Source organism: Pseudomonadota bacterium, from assembly GCA_008501635.1.
Classification (GTDB): Bacteria; Pseudomonadota; Gammaproteobacteria; order QQUJ01; family QQUJ01; genus QQUJ01.
The window spans coordinates 39,728-58,704 of sequence record QQUJ01000010.1 but is presented as its reverse complement, the minus strand read 5'-3'; the positions used below and the strand labels follow the sequence as shown (position 1 = coordinate 58,704).

Genomic DNA, 18,977 nt, shown 5'->3' with positions numbered 1-18,977 from the left:
GGATTTGCTACCCATTGTAGATGTTCGCGCGGCGCGATACGTGACCGGATCGGCGTTTAACGGCCGGCGCGCTGCAGGGCAGGGTGGTGCATCAAGGCCCCCAGTTCGTCGGTTTCCACCAGTCCGCAACCACGCTCGGCGAAGGCCAGGGCCAACGCGGCATCGTTGACATCGTAGACCACCCAGCGCCAGGGGCCGGGCCACAGTTTGTCGGTACCCGGTGGTATGTCCTCGGCGCTGACAAAGAGATACTCCGGCGCCAACCGCCGCGCCTCCTCACGGCTCGGCGCATCGTACCGGCGCAGCACCCATCCCACCGGAGCACCCAGATCGGCCTTGGCCGTCGCCACCACCGCATCGACAAACGAAATGATCACCCAGGGAAAGCGCGCCGCGGCCAGGGCCTCGGCCACCGCTTTGAGCACCGACCCCACCCCAAAGCGTTCGACGCTGTGGCGCTTGATTTCGACGAACGCGGTGACCGCGGGCGATCGATTGAGCAGTTCCACCACCTCAGTCAAGGCCGGGACGGTCACCTGCGCATAGCGTTCACCAAAGCGCCGCGCCTCGCCGACCTGCATGGTCTGTGCTATCGCACTCGACATCTCGCGCACATCCCCCGCGCACCCGCCGGTACGCTCCAGGGTCGGGTCGTGCAGCAACACCGGCACGCCATCGGCGGTGAGCTGGATATCGAACTCGACATACAGGGCGCCCAGGGCCACCGCCCCCGCCAGCGCCGGCAAGGTGTTTTCGGGAAAGCGCGCGCGATCGCCGCGATGGGCGACCAGCTGGGGTTGGGTAATCACTGGGCGATCAACTCCTGCAAGGCGCAACAGAACCGAGTATATCGCTGGTGCAACTGCGGCGCCGGTTGCGCCGCGAAGTGCATCGCCCGCGGCGACGCCCACTGGACCGGCCGTCCCGCCGCCAGCCAGGCGATACCACGCGCTGTCGCCTCGGTCTCCTGTGCGCGACGTACCGGCAGGCCGCTGAGATCCGCCAACCGCTGACAAAGCCCGTCCAGCTGTGCGAGCCCGCCGCCGACACGCAGCCCATCGACAGGGACCGAGGCGGCAGACATGGCATCCAGATTGGCTTGAATGAGGAACAGAATGCTTTCGGCCACGGCGGCGGCTTGACACGCGGGCGATGCCTCAGCTCTTGCCCCCAGCCAGCGCGGATCGATGCCGCTCCGCCACCAGGGCGATCCCAGCCCACCTACCGTATTGAGAAACAGCGGCTGCTCAGCGCCGCACTCCGGCCAGGGTGCCAGTGCCTGTTGCGGCGGAGGCAGATCCCAGCGCTCGGATGCCCAGTTCAGCGCTGCGCCCGCGCCGTTCACTGTGCCTTCCAGGAGATAACGCACATCGCGCGCGCTGCTCCAGACGAGACTGGTGAGCAGCGGTGGCGCACGTTGCGCGCGCTCTCCCAGCGGCGCGACCACAAACGCCCCGGTACCGATATTGACCAACGCCTCGCGTGGCGCCGGCTCACCCGCGGCACAAAGCGCGGCATTCTGGTCGCCGGTCACGGCGCGCAGCGGAATGGCACTGTCGCACAGCTGCCCGTAGTCGCCCACGACGGGCCGACACTCGGGTAACCACTCCCGCTGCAATCCGAAGCGCGCGAGCAGCGCGGTATCCCAATCGCGGCGATCGAGATCGCAGAGCAGGGTGCGCGCGGCATTGACCGCATCGCAACAGAAGAGTCGGCCTTCGAGCAGGTGAAAGAGCAGAAAGGCGGCCAGCGGTCCCAGACAGAGTCGTCCCTCCGCGGCTGCGGTGCGAACGGCCGGCACCTCGTCGAGCAGCCAGCGCAGCTTGCTGGCGCCGTAATGGGGAGAGATGCGCAGTCCGGTGCGCAGAGCGATCGCATCCCCTTCGGCGTGCAGGCCATGGAGCAGGGAATGCGCACGCGTATCCTGCCAACTCAACGCGGCGTGGAGCGGTCTGCCGCTGACAGCGTCCCACGCCACGACGGTCGAGCGCTGCGTGGCCAGCCCCGCGGCTGCGACCTCCCGCTGCGACGCGGCGGCATGAGCGAGCGCCGCGCTTACCACTTCGAGGACGGTGCCGATCAGCTCCGCCGCATCCTGCTCGACCCGTACGTTGTCCAGACGGCGCAGCGCCACCGGGCGGCGCGCCTGAAATACCACCCTGCCCCGGGTATCGAGCAGCAACGCACGGCTGGCCTGGGTGCCCTGATCGATCGCCAGCAACCAGGGGGAGTCGTGCAAACTAAATCCCTGAACCGCGGGTCAGCTGCGCACTGGTGACCGCACTCAATTCGGCACTATTCTGTTCGAGATAGCGGACAAACTTCTCGGCGGGCAACGGTGGACTGAAGAGGTAGCCCTGGCCTTCGGTACACCCCTCGTCGAGCATGAAACCCCGCTGCGCCGCCGTTTCGATCCCTTCGGCAACCACGTGCAGCTGCAGGCTCTTGGCCAGCGCGATCACCGCGCGGGCAATGGCCTCGTCGTTGCTGTCGTGCGGAATGTCGCGGACAAAGGATTGGTCGATTTTGAGCGTATTGATCGGCAGGCGCTTGAGGTAGGAGAGTGACGAGTAGCCGGTGCCGAAGTCATCGATCGAAAGGGCTACGCCGAGCCCCCGCAGACGATCCAACACCTCGATGGCCTTCTCGGCCTGCTGCATGATGAAGCCCTCGGTGATCTCCAGCTCCAGCGAATGCGCCGACAGCCCGCTGCGGTCCAGCGCCTGCTCGACGCTCTCCACCAGACCACCGCGCCGCAACTGCTGACCGGAGAGGTTCACGGCCACTTTGCGGATCGGCAGTCCCGCCTCCTGCCATTCGCGCAGCTGACGGCAGGCGGTGTTGAGCACCCATTCGCCGATCGACATTATCAGTCCGGTCTCCTCGGCCAGCGGAATGAAGCGATCGGGCGACACCAGACCCATATCAGGGTGGTTCCAACGTACCAGGGCCTCGGCGCCCATTACGCGTCCGCTGCTCAGATCGAGTTGCGGCTGATAGTAGACTTCGAACTGCTCCAGCTTCAGCGCCTGACGCAGACTGTTCTCCAGCAACACCCGCTCGAAGGCTGACGTGGTCAGCTCGGCGGTGTAGAACTGGTAACCGTTGCGACCGCGCGCTTTGGCCTGGTACATGGCGGCATCGGCGTTGCGCAGCAGCGTGGCGACGTCCTCGCCATCGTTGGGCGAGAGGCTGATCCCGATGCTGGCGCTGATATGCAACTGGTGTCCCTTGACCAGGAAGGGTTCGGTGAACGCATTGACCAGCTTGGCGGCGATCGCCCCGGCGCGCTGCGGATTCTGCAGCTGCTCCAAAAGCAGCGTGAACTCATCACCCCCCAGGCGCGCCACCGTATCCTCATCGCGCACCAGACTGCCCAGTCGTTCGGCCACCTGCACCAGCAGAGCATCGCCTACCGGATGACCGAGGCTGTCGTTGATGTTCTTGAAGTGATCGAGATCGATGAACAGCACCGCGACGCAGAAGCGCTCGCGCCGCGCCAGTGCCAGTGCATGCTCGACCCGCGCGGTGAACAGCAGCCGATTGGGCAGATCGGTGAGCGGGTCGTGATGGGCCAGATACTCCAGCTTCTCCTCGGACTCCTTGACGGCGCTGATATCGGAGAAGACGGAGACATAGTTGGTCACTTGACCCGCTCCATCACGCACCACGCTGATGGTCTGCCACTCCGGATAGATATCACCGCTCTTGCGCCGATTCCAGATCTCGCCGCGCCAGTAGCCGCTCTCCTCGATCGCTGACCACATCTGGCGGTAGAAATCCTCGTCGTGACGTCCCGATTGGAGGAGGCGCGGATTCTTGCCCCGCACCTCCGATTCGGTGTAGCCCGTCACTTCGGTAAAGGCCATGTTGACCGCGATGATGTTGCGGTGGGCATCGGTGATGACGACTCCCTCGCGGGTACTTTCGAAGACCTTTGCCGCCTGGCGCAGGCGCTCCTCGGCCTCGAGGCGGGCGCTGATATCGCGAATCAGCGATTGGCTGCCGCCGTTGGCAAGCACGCGCGCACTCACCTCCACGGGTATTATCGTGCCGTTTTTGTGTACGATGCGCCGCTGAATCAGCAGCGAGCCCTTTTCGCGCAGACGATCCATGCTCAGAGGCATCCGCTGCAGCTCTTCAGGCTCAATAAAATCGGCGATGTGCTTGCCGATCATCTCAGCGCGCTTGTAGCCGAGCATAGCGAGCGTGGCAGGATTGCAGTCGGTGATCTTGCCGCTGGCGTCCGATACCACCAACCCGTCGGCGGCCTGCTCGATCAGGTTGCGGTAGCGCAGTTCGCTCGCCCGCAACGCCTTTTCGACTGCCACCCGCTGGGTGATATTGGTGTTCATTCCGCCGACACCGATCAGTTCACCGGCTTTGTTGAAAACAGGAAATTTGGCCATGTTGACCGTTATCGAGCCGCCGGTGGGAGAGGCCATTTCGAGCACCTCCTCCACGGGTTCTCTGGTTGTGATGACTTTCTGATCCTGTTCTGTGTAGCGCTGGGCCGCTTCGGCAGGAAAGATGTCGAATACCGTCTTTCCTTCGACATCTTGGCCCGCGGCATGCGTCTCTTGGTAAGTCCGGCTGACCATCAGGAAACGACCATCGAGATCCTTGAGATACATGCCCACCGGCGAGTGATCGGTCACTGCCCGCAAGTGCGCTTCGCTCTCCTGCAGCGCCTGCTCGGTGCGCATGCGCTCCGATATATCGATAAAGACGTTGACCGTATTCAGCAGCCGCCCATCGAAGTCGCGCTGCGCGGCCCCGGTGGCGTCGACCCAGATGTACTCGCCATCCTTGCGCCGATAGCGTTTGGTGACGCGACCATAGGAGATCTTGCCATCCACCATCTGCTGCAGCAGTTCAAGATTCGCCGCCAGGTCATCGGGGTGCGTGATCTCCTGCCAGTCGATATCGGGCAGTTCCTCCGGATCGTAGCCGAGCATCTGCAGTATCGCCGGGTTAGCCTGAATGATACGGCCGCCCGGGTCGGCCAGCGTAATCCCCACTTCGGCGGTTGCGAAGATGGTGCGAAATCGCTCTTCGTTCTCGCGCAGCGCCTCTTCGGCCAGCTTGCGATCGGTGATATCGGAGATGGCACCGGCGAGGTGGGTGACCTTGCCCGCCACATCGAAGAAGGCCGCGCCACGCCCGTGTATCCAGCGATAGCCGCCCGCCTTGTGCGGCAGGCGATACTCGGCATCGAACTGTTCACCCAACTGCAGACAGCGTTTGAACTCCGCGATGACCCGCTCGCGATCGTCGGGGTGCAACCAGGCGCGGAACTGAAAATCCGCCATCTCGTCGCTGCCGTAGCCGAGCAGCTGTTTGAACCCTGGCGCCAGATAGAGCGTGTCGGTCGCGATGTCCCAATCCCAGATACCGGCCTGGGAGCCGCCAACGGCACGGTCGAAACGCGCCTCGCTGGCGCGCAGCGCCTGTTCGCCCCGCATCCGCTCGCTGATGTCGGTGTGCAGCACCAGCATTCCACCTTCCTGGGTGCGGTACTGGTTGACCTCGATGCAACGTCCATCCTGGATGGGGAAGACCATCCCCTGCTGGCACTCGCGGTGCCGTTCCATCCTCTCCAGCAGCCACGCCGCATGTCGTTCGGGTGGAATTGCGATCAGTCCATGATCCAGCATCAGACGATTCAGCGCCTCGAAACTCAGACCCGGCTGCAGTAGATCGGCGATCGGCGCCACGGATTGCCGGTAAGCGGAATTGCAGAGCACCATCCGGTCATCCGCGTCGAACAGCACCAGCCCGTCGGCGATGCTCTCGATGGCATCATGCAGGCGTGCCCGCAACTGGTTCGCCTGCTGCTCGACCGCCACCTCGGCGGTGATATTACGACCCACCCCGCGGTAACCGAGAAACACGCCGTCGGCATCGTGGATGGGATTACCGCTGATCCGTATGCTTTTCTCCGTACCGTCGGGCAGTTGAATCTGATACGCAAAATCGCGAACCGGGCGGTGCGCTTCCAGTTCAGCGAGATGCGCCTCCCACCTCGCATCGATCTCGTCGGCTCTCATCAGTTCGCGCCGTGTTTTGCCGATGAAATTGTCGAGCTCGAACCCCAGCGTCTGACCGATGAGGTTGGAGAACCAGGTAAAGCGCAGGTCAGGGCCCATCTCCCAGAACCAGTCGGAGGCGGCATTGGCGAAATCCTGAAAACGCTGTTCGCTGGCCTGCAATGCTTCCGCGGCGCGCCGGTGCTCGGTGACATCCTCGATGACACCCACCGCGCGAATCACCGCTCCCGAAGCGTCGCGTTCCAGCGCACGCGCCGTGTCGCGAACGGTTACCCAGTGCCCATCCTTGTGCCGCATGCGGACCTCGACCTCACCCATCGACGACCCGCCGTCAATGAAATGTCGACGCTGCTCCCGGTACCGGGTGAGATCGTCGGGGTGTACCCGCTCGTCCAGCCAAGCAGTCAGCTGTTCGGCGCGGGGCATCTCCGCGGTCTCGTAGCCGAAAATCTGCAGATAACGCCGGCTGAGAAAGGTATCCTCGCGCGGCGGGATCGCGTGCTCGTAAACTCCCAGCGCGGTGGCATCCACGGCCAGCATCAGACGATTGCGGCTCTGGCGCAGGGCACGCTCGGTCTGCTGACGCTCCAACTCCGCCGCGGCGCTGTTGGCGAAGATGCGCAGGATCGATTCTATCTTCTCCGGATTCGCGATCGCCTGCCGGAAGAGCACGACCAGCACACCCATGGGCTGGCCCGCGGCATCCCTGAGCGGAGCACCGGCATAGCCCTCGGCACCGCGCCGGTTCAGCGCCTGATCCTCAGGAAAGAGCTCCTGAACACGCTCGGGGTAGATGCAATAGCGATCGGAGAGTACGTTGGCGCAAGGCGATCCAGCCAACGGATACTCGAAGGGGCGGCTGCTTCCCGTGGGGTTGAACGACGCCAGGCTGCGCACCCGGTCGGGGCGCTCCGGTACCAGCAGGCCAATGAAGGCGAAGCTGCCGCCCAAAGCTTCGGTCAGGTGGCGCAGCAGCGACTGAAAGTAGCGCTTGCCGCTCTCCGCGGAAACGCCTTGCGCGATATGCAGAATGGCGTCCTGCTGGCGGCGCTGCTCGGTGACATCCTGCATCAGCGCCAGAACCTGCGGCGCGCCGTCTTCGATCTGGAGCACGGTCGTGGAGATGGCGATGACACGTCTTTCGCCATCGGCGCGGGTGATCTCCCACTCCTCGCTCTTCAGATCGTCGCCGTGCCGCATGCGTTCCATACGCTGCTTGGCGCGCGCCTGCAACTCGGGATCCGGATAGACGCTCTGGTACCAACCCTGGGCATTGATGGTTTCACGATCGTAGCCGGTGATCTCGGCCATGCGCTCGTTCCATACCGTGAAATGCAGATAAGGCGGGCCGGCGATTTCACAACAAACGCACAAACCTTCGGCGGCGCGCTGAATGATGGCGCTGCTCAGCACCTCATCGGCACGCACCTTTTTCTCGAGCTGCCGCTGCTCGGTCAGGTCCCGGCCGATGCCGCGATAACCGAGGAACCGCCCCTGATCGTCAACCAGGGCCTTGCCCGCGATATGCATGTGGCGGATCGAACCATCCGAACGCCGCCACGGCAACTCCACTGCGAAACCCGGCACCCGGTCCTCGAGCTCGGCCAGGTGTGCCGCCCAGACCTCGGGATCGCAATGCTTACTTGGATGGGTCTCGCGAAGACTTTTGCCGCTGACCGACGCACTGCTGACGCCCGTGACCTCCTCAAAGCGCCCGGAAACGAACGTGAATCGCTGCTCAGCGTCCATCTCCCAGAACCAGTCGGCGGCGGTCTCGGCAAAATCACGGAACCGGCGTTCGCCGCTTCGCAATGCCTCCTCGAGCTGTGCACGCTTGGTAATGTCGATCAGTGTGACCAGTTCCGGGCTTTGGGCATCTTCGGGAGTGCGGACCGTCACCAGCGCGTGCAACGGCGTACCGTCAAACCGCCGCAGCATGGCCTCTCCCTCGACCGCCTGTTTCCCTTCAAGCACGCCGCTCAACAAATCGATGAAGGTCGGCACCGTGGCGGCTTCGACCAGGCGGTCCAGCGACCCGAGGAGCCGCTCCTCGGTACCCGCCCTGAACAAGGCCACCACTTCAGGATTGGCCCTGGTGATCTGGATATGCGCCGCAGCTTCGAGGGCCTTTTCAGGGTGCGTGGTGAAGTAATCGCGCGGCCGTTCACGCGCCGCAGGCTCCAACCCGGCAAGCCATCGCTTCAGGCCGCGCACATCCTCCTCCCAGATACCCACACCGGCGGAATTGAAGATGCCCCGATAGCGCGCTTCGCTGGAACAGGCGGCCTGTTCGAGAAGCTTGCGCTGGGTGATATCGATCACCATACCGAGGGCGGCGCTGAAATTCCCTGTGGCATCCTTGACAGGACTTGCGGCCACCAGCGCCCAGAGCGCGGAGCCGTCCTTGCGTTGCAGGCGGATTTCGTGCTGCTCGGCGATGCCGGTGCGACGGCGCATTACATTGCGTTCGGCTTTCCGGCGCCCTTCGGCATCCGTGAAATCGTACATCGAGGCACCGTGCATCTCTTCACGGGTGTAGCCAAGCATGTCGGCCATACGCTGGTTGACAAAGAGCGTGCGCCCCTCGGCGTCGAGCAGCCACACCCCCTCGTGAGCACTCTCTACGATCCGGCGATACTGTTCCAGCGAAAGAGTGGATTCATATGGCATCGGCGTCTTGGCGACTGTGAGCTTGACGCTGTGAGCTGGGCATTAGCATCTCTCTTTCCCTGCGAACCAGCGAGCTATCTTTAAGAAGTTAGCATACAGACCGGTTGACGCTGGCTTCCGCAGGCCTGACTAGCCGTTCAGTACGTGTTCCACGGCTGCCGCCAGATTGCCCGCCACCCGCGCCCCGGGAACCGATATGCGACCCTCGTCCCCCGGCAGATACTTACCGGTCTTCACCAGCAGTGCCTGCAGGCCGGAGCGCAACGCTCCCTCCACATCCGATGCCCAGTCGTCGCCGATCATCAGTACCTTGCCGGGCTGACAACCGAGGCTGGCGGCTGCGGCCTGGAAAAAAGCCGACGACGGTTTTCCCAGTACAGTAGCTTTGGTATCGGCCGCGTACTCCAATGCCTTAACAAATGGTCCGACGTCGAGGTATAGCTCACGCTCGCCGCGAAAATAACGGCTGTCACCCATGGCCAGCAGTGGGCAACCCTGCATCAGCAAACGGAAGGCACGGCCAAGATTGTCGTAGGTGAACGCCCGCCCGGCATCGCCCACCACCACTGCGTCAGGAGTGCCGGCCAGGCAGTCGGCAAACTCCGACTCGAGTTGGGGATGGATCAAAAGGTGCGGCACCAGTTGGTGTTGATTGAGGTAATCGCAGGTCATCAAAGGTGCGGTAAAGAGGTGTTCGGGGTCGATCTCCAGGCCCATGGCCGCCAGCTTGGCAACGACCTGCGCACGCGTGCTGCGCGTGGTATTGGTGATATAGCGCATCGGCAGCTTCGCGGCACGAAGCGATTCCAGGGCTTCGAGCGCGCCAGGCAGCAGTTGCCCGCCCACGTAGATGACACCGCTCAGGTCCAGCAACAATCCGCGAATGCGGTTCATAGATCCAATTACCCCGTCTTGTTCGGCGAGCGTCCATGGTGGGCCAGCGGCCCGCGCACTTCAAGACCGCAGTGGCAGTAGATCAGGATCAATCCCGGTGGGGTCGCTCGAGTACTCAAACCAAAAATTCAGAACTCTCGCCAAGACGCAGCGACCGCCAAGAGTGCGGGGACAGCGCTCAACCAGCACAGATTGTACGCTTCCAAGAGATCGTTTTTCCGGGCGATCTTTGCGTCTTGGCGAGATAGCGATTTTGGGGAGTGCTCGTTCGCGACCCGCTGCTTCTACGTTCGCTCCAGCAGGCTGCGGTTGCGCTCCTGCAGCGTCGCCAGATCCATGCGATTGAAGAAGTTGGAGAAGGCCATCCACACCGCTAAACCATTGAGATCGCGAAACTGGGGGGGCACATAACGCGGGGCGTCGATGATGCCCTCCTGATGGTAGCGCCACAGCACCGGCACGTCCTCCAGCGTCACTTTGCCCGTGAAGAGAAACGGAATCACCTCGGGACGTCCGTAGCGAATGGCGGTGCGGATGAAGTTGTAGAGCATCACGAAGCCCTTGCCGTAGGAGATGTCCTTGGTAAACGGCGCTCCGCCACCGACCACACCGCCACGGAAGACACGGCGTGCGTGCTGCAGGCATTCGCGCTCGTCGTAACCCCGATCACGGTAAAAACCACAGACCTGCAGAAAATCGGCGCCCTCCTCGGCCATGGCGCAGGCGAGAATGCGGTTGTTGATCTTGCGAGCGCGATCCGGGGTCATGTTGAAGGTGAAGACCTCCATCAGCACCGCCAGCCCCTCCTGAATCGGCGTCACGCAGGGCGGCCCCTTGGCGAGCCAGCGCGCATCGCGCTGGCACTGACCGTTGAGGCTGGTGGCGATATGCACCCAGCCCTCGTGCACCTCGAGCAGGTTGAGATCGCGTTCGGAAAAGCGCGCATCACGGCGCACCTTGACGTAATCCGCGCCCGCCGCGGCATCGGAAACGATGCCGTCGTCCAGCCGCGCGTGAACGCGGTGATCGGCAAAATAGTCGCCGAAGCGTTCGTTGAGCGCTTCGACGATACGGTCCGCCGGCAGCACACGCGGGTAAGCGACGCCGAGCTGCGCATCGTCGATGCCCGACAGCACCTCATTCAACACCTCCCCCAATTCCATGACCGTGGTGCGCTCATCCATGAAGTGGTCGCGCGGACTGCCGTAGAGTTCGCGCGAGTAGCGATAGAAATCGGGCGTACCCCGCGCCTCCAGCATGGCCACCACGGTCTCGTACTCGCGGCAGTTGCGCTGCAGGATCTGCCCGAGCGCATCATCGGCGCCCAGATCGTGTGCGATATCGCCGCGCAAGGCGGCAAACTCGGCGCGTTTCTCGGCGGCATCGAAGGGAATGGGGTGGCGCTGACGATAGTAGTCGGCATCGACCGCCGGCAGTTCGCGAAAGCCCGAAGCGATCACGCGCGCCTCGATCGCGTCGTCCCAGGCCACGGCATCGAGCACCCGGATCGGCTGCTGGGCGTGGACCAGGCGCTCGGAGAGATCGGCGAGGCGCTGGGGATAGGGGGCGGCGCGGCTCATAGCGCGTTGCGCAGCACCAACTCTTTCGGATGGGGGTTCAAATAGACCTGGCGGGCGATGTAGGGATCGGGAAAACGGCGAAAGTGGTGTTTGAGCAGCGTCAGGGGCACCACGAGTGGAACCTGTCCCAGACGATACTCGTCGATCACTGTCTGCAGCTCGGCCCTGTCCCCGGCATCAAGCGCTTTCTTGAGGTATCCGGCCATATGCTGCAACACGTTGGTGTGGCGCTTGCGCGTGGCGCGGCGGGTCATGGCCGCCATGAAACCGGCGTGGTAGGCTGCGGCCAGCGCACCGAGCGGGCCCTTGCCCGCGGTCGCAACGATCTGCCCCAACGCCTTGAGCGGTGCGGCACCGTGGGCCATCAGGCTCAATTTGTGATCGGCATGAAACTGCACCAGTTTCGCCGCTGTCAGGCGTGAGGCGACCAGCTCCTGCCAGCGACGATAGGCAAAAACCCGTTCGATAAAATTCTCACGCAGCACCGGGTCACACAGACGCCCCTCCTCTTCCATGGGCAGCAGCGGTTGGCGCTCACGGAAACCCGCCACGAACAGGCCGACACCTTTGCTGCTCGAACCACCTCCGCCCGCGTGATAGACCTTGACCCGCTCCATGCCACAGCTCGGCGACTTGCTCTTCAGAATGTAGCCGCTGATGTCGTGAAGATCGCGCGCGGTCTGGCGCCCGTAGCGCAGCAGGCTCGCAGTGGGATCGATGGATCTGTCGCGCACCCCGACGGCGCGCGGAGCATGCACATCGCCCTCCAGGCGGATGGGCTCGCGCGGTATCCCCAGGCCCACGGCCACCTCGGGGCAGACCGGTACGAACTCGAAAAACTGACCCAGGGTATCGGTGATATAGCGATCGTGCTTGTGATTGCCGTCGAAACGCACCCTGTCACCCAGCAGGCACTGGCTTATGCCAATGCGGATCTTTTCATCCGCTGCATGGTTCACGCGCTTCTCCCTCGATAGGTCTGACAAGATACTTCACAACCGCGTTGTTCGCGCAAAGACGCAAAGGTCGCAAAGAGTCTTTGTAAGTGCAGCTAACCCGTAACACACAAACAGTACTCCTCACTGCACGGGTGTTTCTCGCTGAACTGCTTCGCCCTTCCTTCGCGTTCTTCGCGTCTTTGCGCGAATTCGTTTCTGATGGTTCGAGCCCTCGTGGCATGGGTTTCTTGCCTAAACCTCATCTTCGTCGCGATCACTCGCTATCCAGCCCGCCAGATTACGCTCTACAAGATTTGCCAGCGCCTCAATGTGCGAGTCACCGTCGTTGAGCGCCGGTATATAGCCGAAAGCGCCGCCGCCTGCGCTGATAAAGATCTCGCGATTCTGCTGATCGATCTCCTCGAGGGTCTCGAGGCAATCGGCGGCGAAGCCGGGGCAGACAACCTGGACGTGCGCCATACGCTCCCTGCCGAACCGCTCCAGGGTCTTGTCGGTATAGGGCTGGAGCCAGGGTTCACGCCCGAAGCGCGACTGATAGGTGAGCATCCATTGATCTTCTTTGAGCCCCAATCGCTTCACCACCTTTTCCACGGTCGCGGTGCACTGCGCGGGATAGGGATCGCCGGCATCGGCGTAACGCTGCGGTATTCCGTGAAAGGAGAACAGGAGCTTGTCGGGCACACCGTGCTGTTTCTGATGGCGGCGAATGCTCTCTGCAAGGGCATGAATGTAATCGGCTTCGTCGTAGTAGCGCTCGATGAAGCGCAGCGCCGGCAGGCTGCGCTCGTGGCGCAGCGCCGCTGCAACACCATCGAAGGTACTGGCCGTGGCGCTGGCCGAATACTGCGGGTAGAGCGGCAGCACCAGCACCTTGTCCACACCGCGCGCCTTCAAGGCCTTGAGCCCTGCGGCCAGGGAAGGATTACCGTAGCGCATGGCCATCACCACCGGTACATCGACGCCATAACGGCCACGCAGCGCCGCCTGCAGCTTCTCGGCCTGGCGGCGGGTGATGGCCAGCAGCGGCGCGCCCTCTTCGCTCCAGACCGCACGGTACAGCGCTGCGGATCGCTGCGGTCGCAGCTGCAGAATGACACCGTGCAGAATCGGCCACCACAGCCATCGTGGCAGCTCCACAACGCGCTGATCGCTGAGGAACTCGGCCAGATAGCGGCGCAGCGCGGTCGCGGTCGGTGCATCGGGGGACCCTAGGTTGGTCAGTAGAACACCGACGGTCGGAGGCTCAATGGGCATGGGCATATCTTTGGCGTGGATTTACGGCAAGTATATCGGGGCGGCAGACGAACGCGCAGCACGCTATTCTTGACCGACATAAAAACTCCACCCTCCAGCAACCGACCAGGACTGACCTATGCTCGGCGTTTTTCTCGACCGTGACTCCCTCGATCTCGGCGATCTCGATCTCTCGCAGTTGGAGGCGACGCTCCCCGAGTGGCGTCTCTACCCCTCCACAGCGCCCGACACAGTGGCCGAGCGCATCGCGCCGGCGCAGGTCGTCGTGGTCAACAAGGTGGTGCTGGACCGGACGCTGCTGCGGGGTGCCGCCAACCTGAAACTGGTCTGTGTCGCCGCCACCGGCACCAACAACGTCGATCTCGACACCTGCCGCGAGCTGGGCATTCCGGTCTGCAACATCACCGCCTACGGCACCCCTGCCGTCGCACAGCATGTGATGCTGCTGATTCTGGCCCTTGCCACACGTTTTCTCGATTATCAACACGATGTGCGCGCCGGGCGCTGGCAGGAGGCCGATCAGTTCTGTTTGATGGATCGCCCGATCCGCGAACTGGCGGGGCAGACACTCGGCATCGTCGGCTACGGTGAACTCGGCCAGGCGGTGGCGCGGCTGGCGGAGGCCTTTGGCATGACCGTGCTGCTTGCCCAGCGGCCCGGCGGCAAGCCACAGACCGGTCGCCTGCCCCTCCCTGAACTGCTGCCGCAGGTGGACGTGCTCACCCTGCACTGTCCACTGAGTCCGGAGACCCATAATCTGATCGGGGAACGCGAACTGGGCATGATGAAGCGCTCCGCGCTGCTGATCAACGCCGCGCGCGGCGGCATCGTCGATGAAGCGGCACTGGCGCAAGCGCTGCGCAAAGGCATCATTGGTGGCGCGGGGGTGGACACCCTCACCGTCGAACCCCCACGTGAAGGCAATCCGCTGCTCGATCCCGACACCCCCAACCTCATCGTCACCCCCCACAACGCGTGGGCGGCGCGTGAGGCTCGCCAGCGGCTCACCGATCTGCTGACCCTCAACGTGCGCTCGTTTCTCGACGGCAACCTGCGCAACCGCGTCGCCTAAGGAGTTTTCATGACACCCTCACCCAGCCTGCTGATCGGTGGCGCCAACGGCCAACCGCTCACCGTACCGGCCCGCATGGCCAATCGCCACGGCCTGATCGCCGGTGCCACCGGCACCGGCAAGACCGTCACCCTGCAAACCCTCACCGAAGGTTTCCTGCGTCTCGGTGTACCGGTCTTTCTGGCAGACGTGAAGGGCGATCTCTCGGGCCTGGCCAGGGCCGGCAGCGCCCACCCCCGGATCAGCGCACGCATCGCGACCATCGGGCTCACCGACCACGCCTTCCAGCCCAATCCGGTCCTGTTCTGGGATCTGTTCGGCGCGCGCGGCCATCCGGCACGCGCGACCATCTCCGAGCTGGGCCCGCTGCTGCTGGGCAGCCTGCTGGAACTCAACGACACGCAGACCGGCGTACTCTACGCGGCGTTCAAGATCGCCGACGACCAGGGGTTGCTGCTGCTCGATCTCAAAGATCTACGCGCCCTGCTGAGCTGGATGGGGGAGAACGCCAAAGACCTGCGCAATGATTACGGCAACCTCTCCGCGGCCAGCATCGGTGCGATTCAGCGCCGGCTGCTGGTGCTGGATGAACAGGGCGCGGAGCATTTCTTCGGCGAGCCGGCACTGCAGCTCAGCGATCTGATGAACGTCGATTTCTCGGGTAATGGGGTGGTGAGCATCCTCGACGCGGCACGCCTGACCCGCGAGTCGCCACGCCTCTACGCCACCTTCCTGCTCTGGCTGCTGGCGGAGCTGTTCGAGAACCTGCCCGAGGTAGGGGATGCGGACCGGCCAAAGCTGGTGCTCTTTTTCGACGAGGCGCATCTGCTGTTCGACGATGCCCCCGAGGCGCTGGTGGACAAGATCGAACAGGTGGTGCGCCTGATCCGCTCCAAGGGGGTGGGCGTCTACTTCGTTACCCAGAGCCCGCTGGATATCCCTGAGTCAATCCTTGGCCAATTGGGCCTGCGGGTCCAGCATGCGCTGCGCGCTTTTACACCGAAGGATCACAAAACGGTGACCACCGTCGCCCGCACCTTCCGTCCCAACCCGGCCATCGATACCGAGCGGGTCATCACCGAGCTGGGGGTAGGCGAGGCGCTGGTCTCGGCGCTCGACGACAAGGGCGCGCCAACCCCGGTGGAGCGGGTGTTGATCGCACCACCGCATTCACGCATCGGTCCGCTGACCGAGCAGGAGCATGGGGAGCAGCTGGGCCGCTCGCCCTTGCGTGGACGCTACGACCAGACCCTGGATCGCGAATCGGCCTACGAACTGCTGAAGCAGCGCGCCGCGCAACAGGCTGCACTTGCCGCGACGGTTGCGAACACTAAAGCTCCCGCGCGCGCCAGCGCCGGACGGCAGCGCCAGGGGGTCGGGGAGGCAATGATCAAAAGCGCCGCCCGCGCCATCGGCAGCCAGCTGGGACGCCAGATCATTCGCGGCGTGCTGGGCTCGATCTTCGGCGGGCGGCGCTGATCCCGGCTAGCCGCGCTCCTTCAGCAGGTCGCGAATCTCGGCCAGCAACACCTCTTCATTCGACGGCTTGGGCGGCTCCGAGGGCTGCTCTGCCTCTTTGCGTTTGAGCGTATTGATGCCCTTGACCAGCAGAAAAACGGCGAAGGCGACGATAACAAAATCGAAAGCGGTCTGGATGAACTTACCGTACGCCATGGTGATCGCCGGCGCGCCATCAGCGGCGGCCTTGAGCGTGATCACCAGGTCCGAAAAGTCCACGCCCCCGATCAACAGACCGAGTGGCGGGGTCACCACGTCGGCGACCAGAGATGAGACGATCTTGCCGAAGGCGGCGCCGATGATGATTCCCACCGCCATATCCACCACGTTGCCGCGTACTGCGAAGGACTTGAACTCCTGTAGCCAACTCATGCTTTTTATCTCCGGGGATTACGTTAATCGGGTTGAATCGTATTAACGAATAGCCCGGAAAACCACTTTCCGCCACCCCTGTCGCCATACCAACCCACTGTCGGTTCCGCGCGCCGTCAATGCCTCTTCACACCATAGCGTCGCTCGCAAGGCAATGCCTGTGAGAAGCATGTCCCAAATTCGATTCAGGCGGCATCGACACGCTTCTGCGGCAGATTCACCGCCGTGTTGAAATAGGTCTTGTCCAGCTCCTGGTGCAGCTCGATGAATCCCAGTTGCAAGTCATCGATATAGCCGTGCAATGCATCCTGCTGCAAAGCGCCGACATCGGTGTCCTGCAAAATGCGTTTGATGCGGCCTACGATGCGCAGCGGATTCTCGGTTGCCGCCAGACCCTCGAGGCTACGCTCTATGGCCTCCATGGTATGAAAGATCGAGCGCGGAAACACCGCGCTTTGAAACAGAAAACGCAGCACTTCCGGACGGCGTACCTGAACCTGCATGCTGCGCCGGTACATCTGATAACCGGAGAGCGAGCGCAGGACGCTGACCCACTGAATGTTGTCAAACGGGCGCAACTCAAGCGGCGGATCGGGCACCAGCGTTGCCGAGCGAACATCGATGATGCGCGTGGTCATGTCGGCGCGCTCCAGGTTGCGGCCCACGCGCAGGAAGCGATAGCCCTCATCGTGATTCATGGCGCCGGCCAACAGGCCGGTTATGGTCTGCGAACCGAGAATGATCTGCTTGAGATAGGCGTGGCGGCTGCGTTTGCCCACTCCTTTGCCGACCTTCTCCTTGGCGTAGAGATAGAGCTCATTGAGCTGCTCCCAGGCCTCGCGCGGCATGGTATCGCGAATGGTGCGGCAATCCTCGCGCGCCATGTGCAGGGAACTGATGATGGAGCTGGTGTTTTCCAGATCGGCGATCAGGAAACGCAGCACGTTCTTTTCGTTGAATTCACCGTAGCGCGCAATGAACTCTTCGGTGCCGCCCGACATATCGATCAACGGCTGCCAGCCCGGCGCCACACCGCGCGGCAGGTCGAGCAGCAGATTGGCATTGACGCTGATCAGACGTGCGGTGTTCTCCGCACGCTCGATAAAGCGCGCCATCCAGTAGATATTCTCCGCAACACGCGACAGCATCTCAGTTGCCCTCCGTATCGACGATCCAGGTGTCTTTGCTACCGCCGCCCTGGGATGAATTGACCACCAGCGAGCCCTTGCGCAGTGCCACACGAGTCAGGCCACCCATGGTCACCTGGATCTTGTCGGCACTGAGAATGAAGGGGCGCAGATCCACATGTCGCGGCTCGACGACGCCGTTCACCACGGTGGGTACGGTGGAGAGCGACAGCGTGGGTTGGGCGATGTAGTTGCGCGGATTCTTCTGAATCAGTTTGGCGAATTCGTCGCGTTCGGCCTTGGTCGACATGGGCCCCATCAACATGCCGTAACCGCCCGATTCGTTGGCCGGTTTGACCACCAGCTTGTCGAGGTTGGCGAGCACGTAGTCGCGCTCTTTCTTGTCCACACAGAGATGCGTCGGTACGTTGGGAATGATGGGCTCTTCGCCCAGGTAGTACTTGATGATGCGCGGAACGTAGGCATAGACCACCTTGTCGTCGGCCACACCGGCGCCGGGTGCATTGGCCAGCGCGACGTTACCGGCCTTCCAGGCGCACATCAGTCCGGGCACGCCCAATGTGGATTCGGGCTTGAAGACTTCGGGATCGAGAAACAGATCGTCGACCCGCCGATAGATCACATCCACCCGCGCCAGACCGCTGACCGTGCGCATGTAGACGCAATCATCGTCCCCCACCACCAGGTCGCGGCCCTCGACCAGCTCGCAGCCCATCTGCTGGGCCAGATAGCTGTGCTCGAAATAGGCGGAGTTGTAGATTCCCGGTGTGAGCACCACCACCTCGGGATAGTCCGCCGGACGCGGCGAAAGCGCCGCCAGGGTGTCGAAGAGCTGCGAGGGATAGTCATCCACCGGCAGTGGCGCGTACTTGCCGAACAGCTCGGGAAACACCCGCTTGGTGACCAGGCGGTTTTCCAGCATGTACGAAACGCCGGAGGGAACGCGCAGGTTGTCTTCCAGCACATAGACCGTGCCGCTCTTATCGCGCACCAGGTCGGAGCCGCAGATGTGCGCCCAGATCCCCAGCGGCGGGGATACGCCGATACACTGCGGACGGAAATTGACCGAGTCGGCCAGCACCTCGGCGGGAAAGACGCCCTCTTTGATGATGCGCTGCTCGTGGTAGAGATCATCGATGAAGAGATTGAGGGCCTGCATCCGTTGTTTGAGCCCGGCCTCGATCCGCTTCCACTCCTTGAGTGCGATGATGCGCGGGATGATATCGAAGGGCCAGGCACGATCGATGGTTCCCTCCGCCTGGGTGTAAACGGTGAAGGTGACACCCATGGTCTTGATGGCCAGCTCGGCGGCCGCCTGCCGTGCCATCAGGGCCTTCTCGTCCATGCGCGCCAGGTGGCGCACCAGCTGGCGCGCCGCGGCGCGCGGCTGACACTTGGGAGTGATCAGCTCGTCGTAGAGCTCGCCGACCGGGTAGTTCTTCCATTCGGTGGTCATAGTT

Annotated in this window: 12 protein-coding genes; 2 read left to right on the top strand and 10 right to left on the bottom strand. The window is 63.1% G+C overall.

Annotated elements, in window-relative coordinates; all coding sequences use genetic code 11:
* Positions 1–56 precede the first annotated feature (56 nt).
* The 7 genes from DWQ09_02690 to DWQ09_02660 form a co-directional block, all read right to left on the bottom strand.
* Positions 57–1,016: a glycerophosphodiester phosphodiesterase gene (locus tag DWQ09_02690; protein ID KAA3629187.1), complete on the bottom strand. Its 960-nt coding sequence runs from the start codon at positions 1,014–1,016 to the stop codon at positions 57–59.
* Complete coding sequence (locus tag DWQ09_02685; protein KAA3629186.1) at positions 806–2,239, bottom strand: hypothetical protein; 1,434 nt, start codon at positions 2,237–2,239, stop codon at positions 806–808. The genes DWQ09_02690 and DWQ09_02685 overlap by 211 nt, the downstream gene beginning before the upstream one ends.
* A 1-nt stretch (position 2,240) precedes the next feature.
* Positions 2,241–8,720: a PAS domain S-box protein gene (locus DWQ09_02680; protein KAA3629185.1), complete on the bottom strand. Its 6,480-nt coding sequence runs from the start codon at positions 8,718–8,720 to the stop codon at positions 2,241–2,243.
* A gap of 129 nt (positions 8,721–8,849) precedes the next feature.
* Positions 8,850–9,614 (bottom strand): TIGR01458 family HAD-type hydrolase, encoded by a 765-nt coding sequence (locus tag DWQ09_02675; protein ID KAA3629184.1) that lies wholly within the window; start codon positions 9,612–9,614, stop codon positions 8,850–8,852.
* Positions 9,615–9,898: 284 nt separating this feature from the next.
* The gene (locus DWQ09_02670; protein ID KAA3629183.1) at positions 9,899–11,194 is read right to left on the bottom strand and encodes a flavohemoglobin expression-modulating QEGLA motif protein; all 1,296 of its coding nucleotides are present in this window, start codon (positions 11,192–11,194) and stop codon (positions 9,899–9,901) included.
* Positions 11,191–12,183, bottom strand: coding sequence for a DUF1722 domain-containing protein (locus DWQ09_02665; GenBank protein KAA3629182.1), 993 nt, complete (start codon positions 12,181–12,183; stop codon positions 11,191–11,193). Before DWQ09_02665 ends, DWQ09_02670 begins: the two co-directional genes overlap by 4 nt.
* Before the next feature lie 201 nt (positions 12,184–12,384).
* Positions 12,385–13,413 (bottom strand): ferrochelatase, encoded by a 1,029-nt coding sequence (locus DWQ09_02660; protein KAA3629181.1) that lies wholly within the window; start codon positions 13,411–13,413, stop codon positions 12,385–12,387.
* A 112-nt stretch (positions 13,414–13,525) separates the two neighbouring features.
* Between DWQ09_02660 and DWQ09_02655 the strand changes: the two genes are divergently transcribed.
* Both DWQ09_02655 and DWQ09_02650 read left to right on the top strand, forming a co-directional pair.
* On the top strand, positions 13,526–14,479 hold the full coding sequence (locus DWQ09_02655; protein KAA3629180.1) for a 2-hydroxyacid dehydrogenase: 954 nt from the start codon (positions 13,526–13,528) through the stop codon (positions 14,477–14,479).
* 9 nt (positions 14,480–14,488) lie between these two features.
* Positions 14,489–15,958, top strand: a complete 1,470-nt coding sequence (locus DWQ09_02650; GenBank protein KAA3629179.1) for a DUF853 family protein — start codon at positions 14,489–14,491, stop codon at positions 15,956–15,958.
* A gap of 6 nt (positions 15,959–15,964) precedes the next feature.
* Here DWQ09_02650 and DWQ09_02645 read toward each other — a convergent pair whose 3' ends face one another.
* The 3 genes from DWQ09_02645 to DWQ09_02635 form a co-directional block, all read right to left on the bottom strand.
* Positions 15,965–16,369, bottom strand: coding sequence for a large-conductance mechanosensitive channel protein MscL (locus DWQ09_02645; GenBank protein ID KAA3629178.1), 405 nt, complete (start codon positions 16,367–16,369; stop codon positions 15,965–15,967).
* A 185-nt stretch (positions 16,370–16,554) separates the two neighbouring features.
* Positions 16,555–17,517, bottom strand: a complete 963-nt coding sequence (locus DWQ09_02640; protein KAA3629177.1) for an alpha-E domain-containing protein — start codon at positions 17,515–17,517, stop codon at positions 16,555–16,557.
* Position 17,518: 1 nt separating this feature from the next.
* Complete coding sequence (locus tag DWQ09_02635; GenBank protein ID KAA3629176.1) at positions 17,519–18,973, bottom strand: circularly permuted type 2 ATP-grasp protein; 1,455 nt, start codon at positions 18,971–18,973, stop codon at positions 17,519–17,521.
* Between the last annotated feature and the right edge of the window lie 4 nt (positions 18,974–18,977).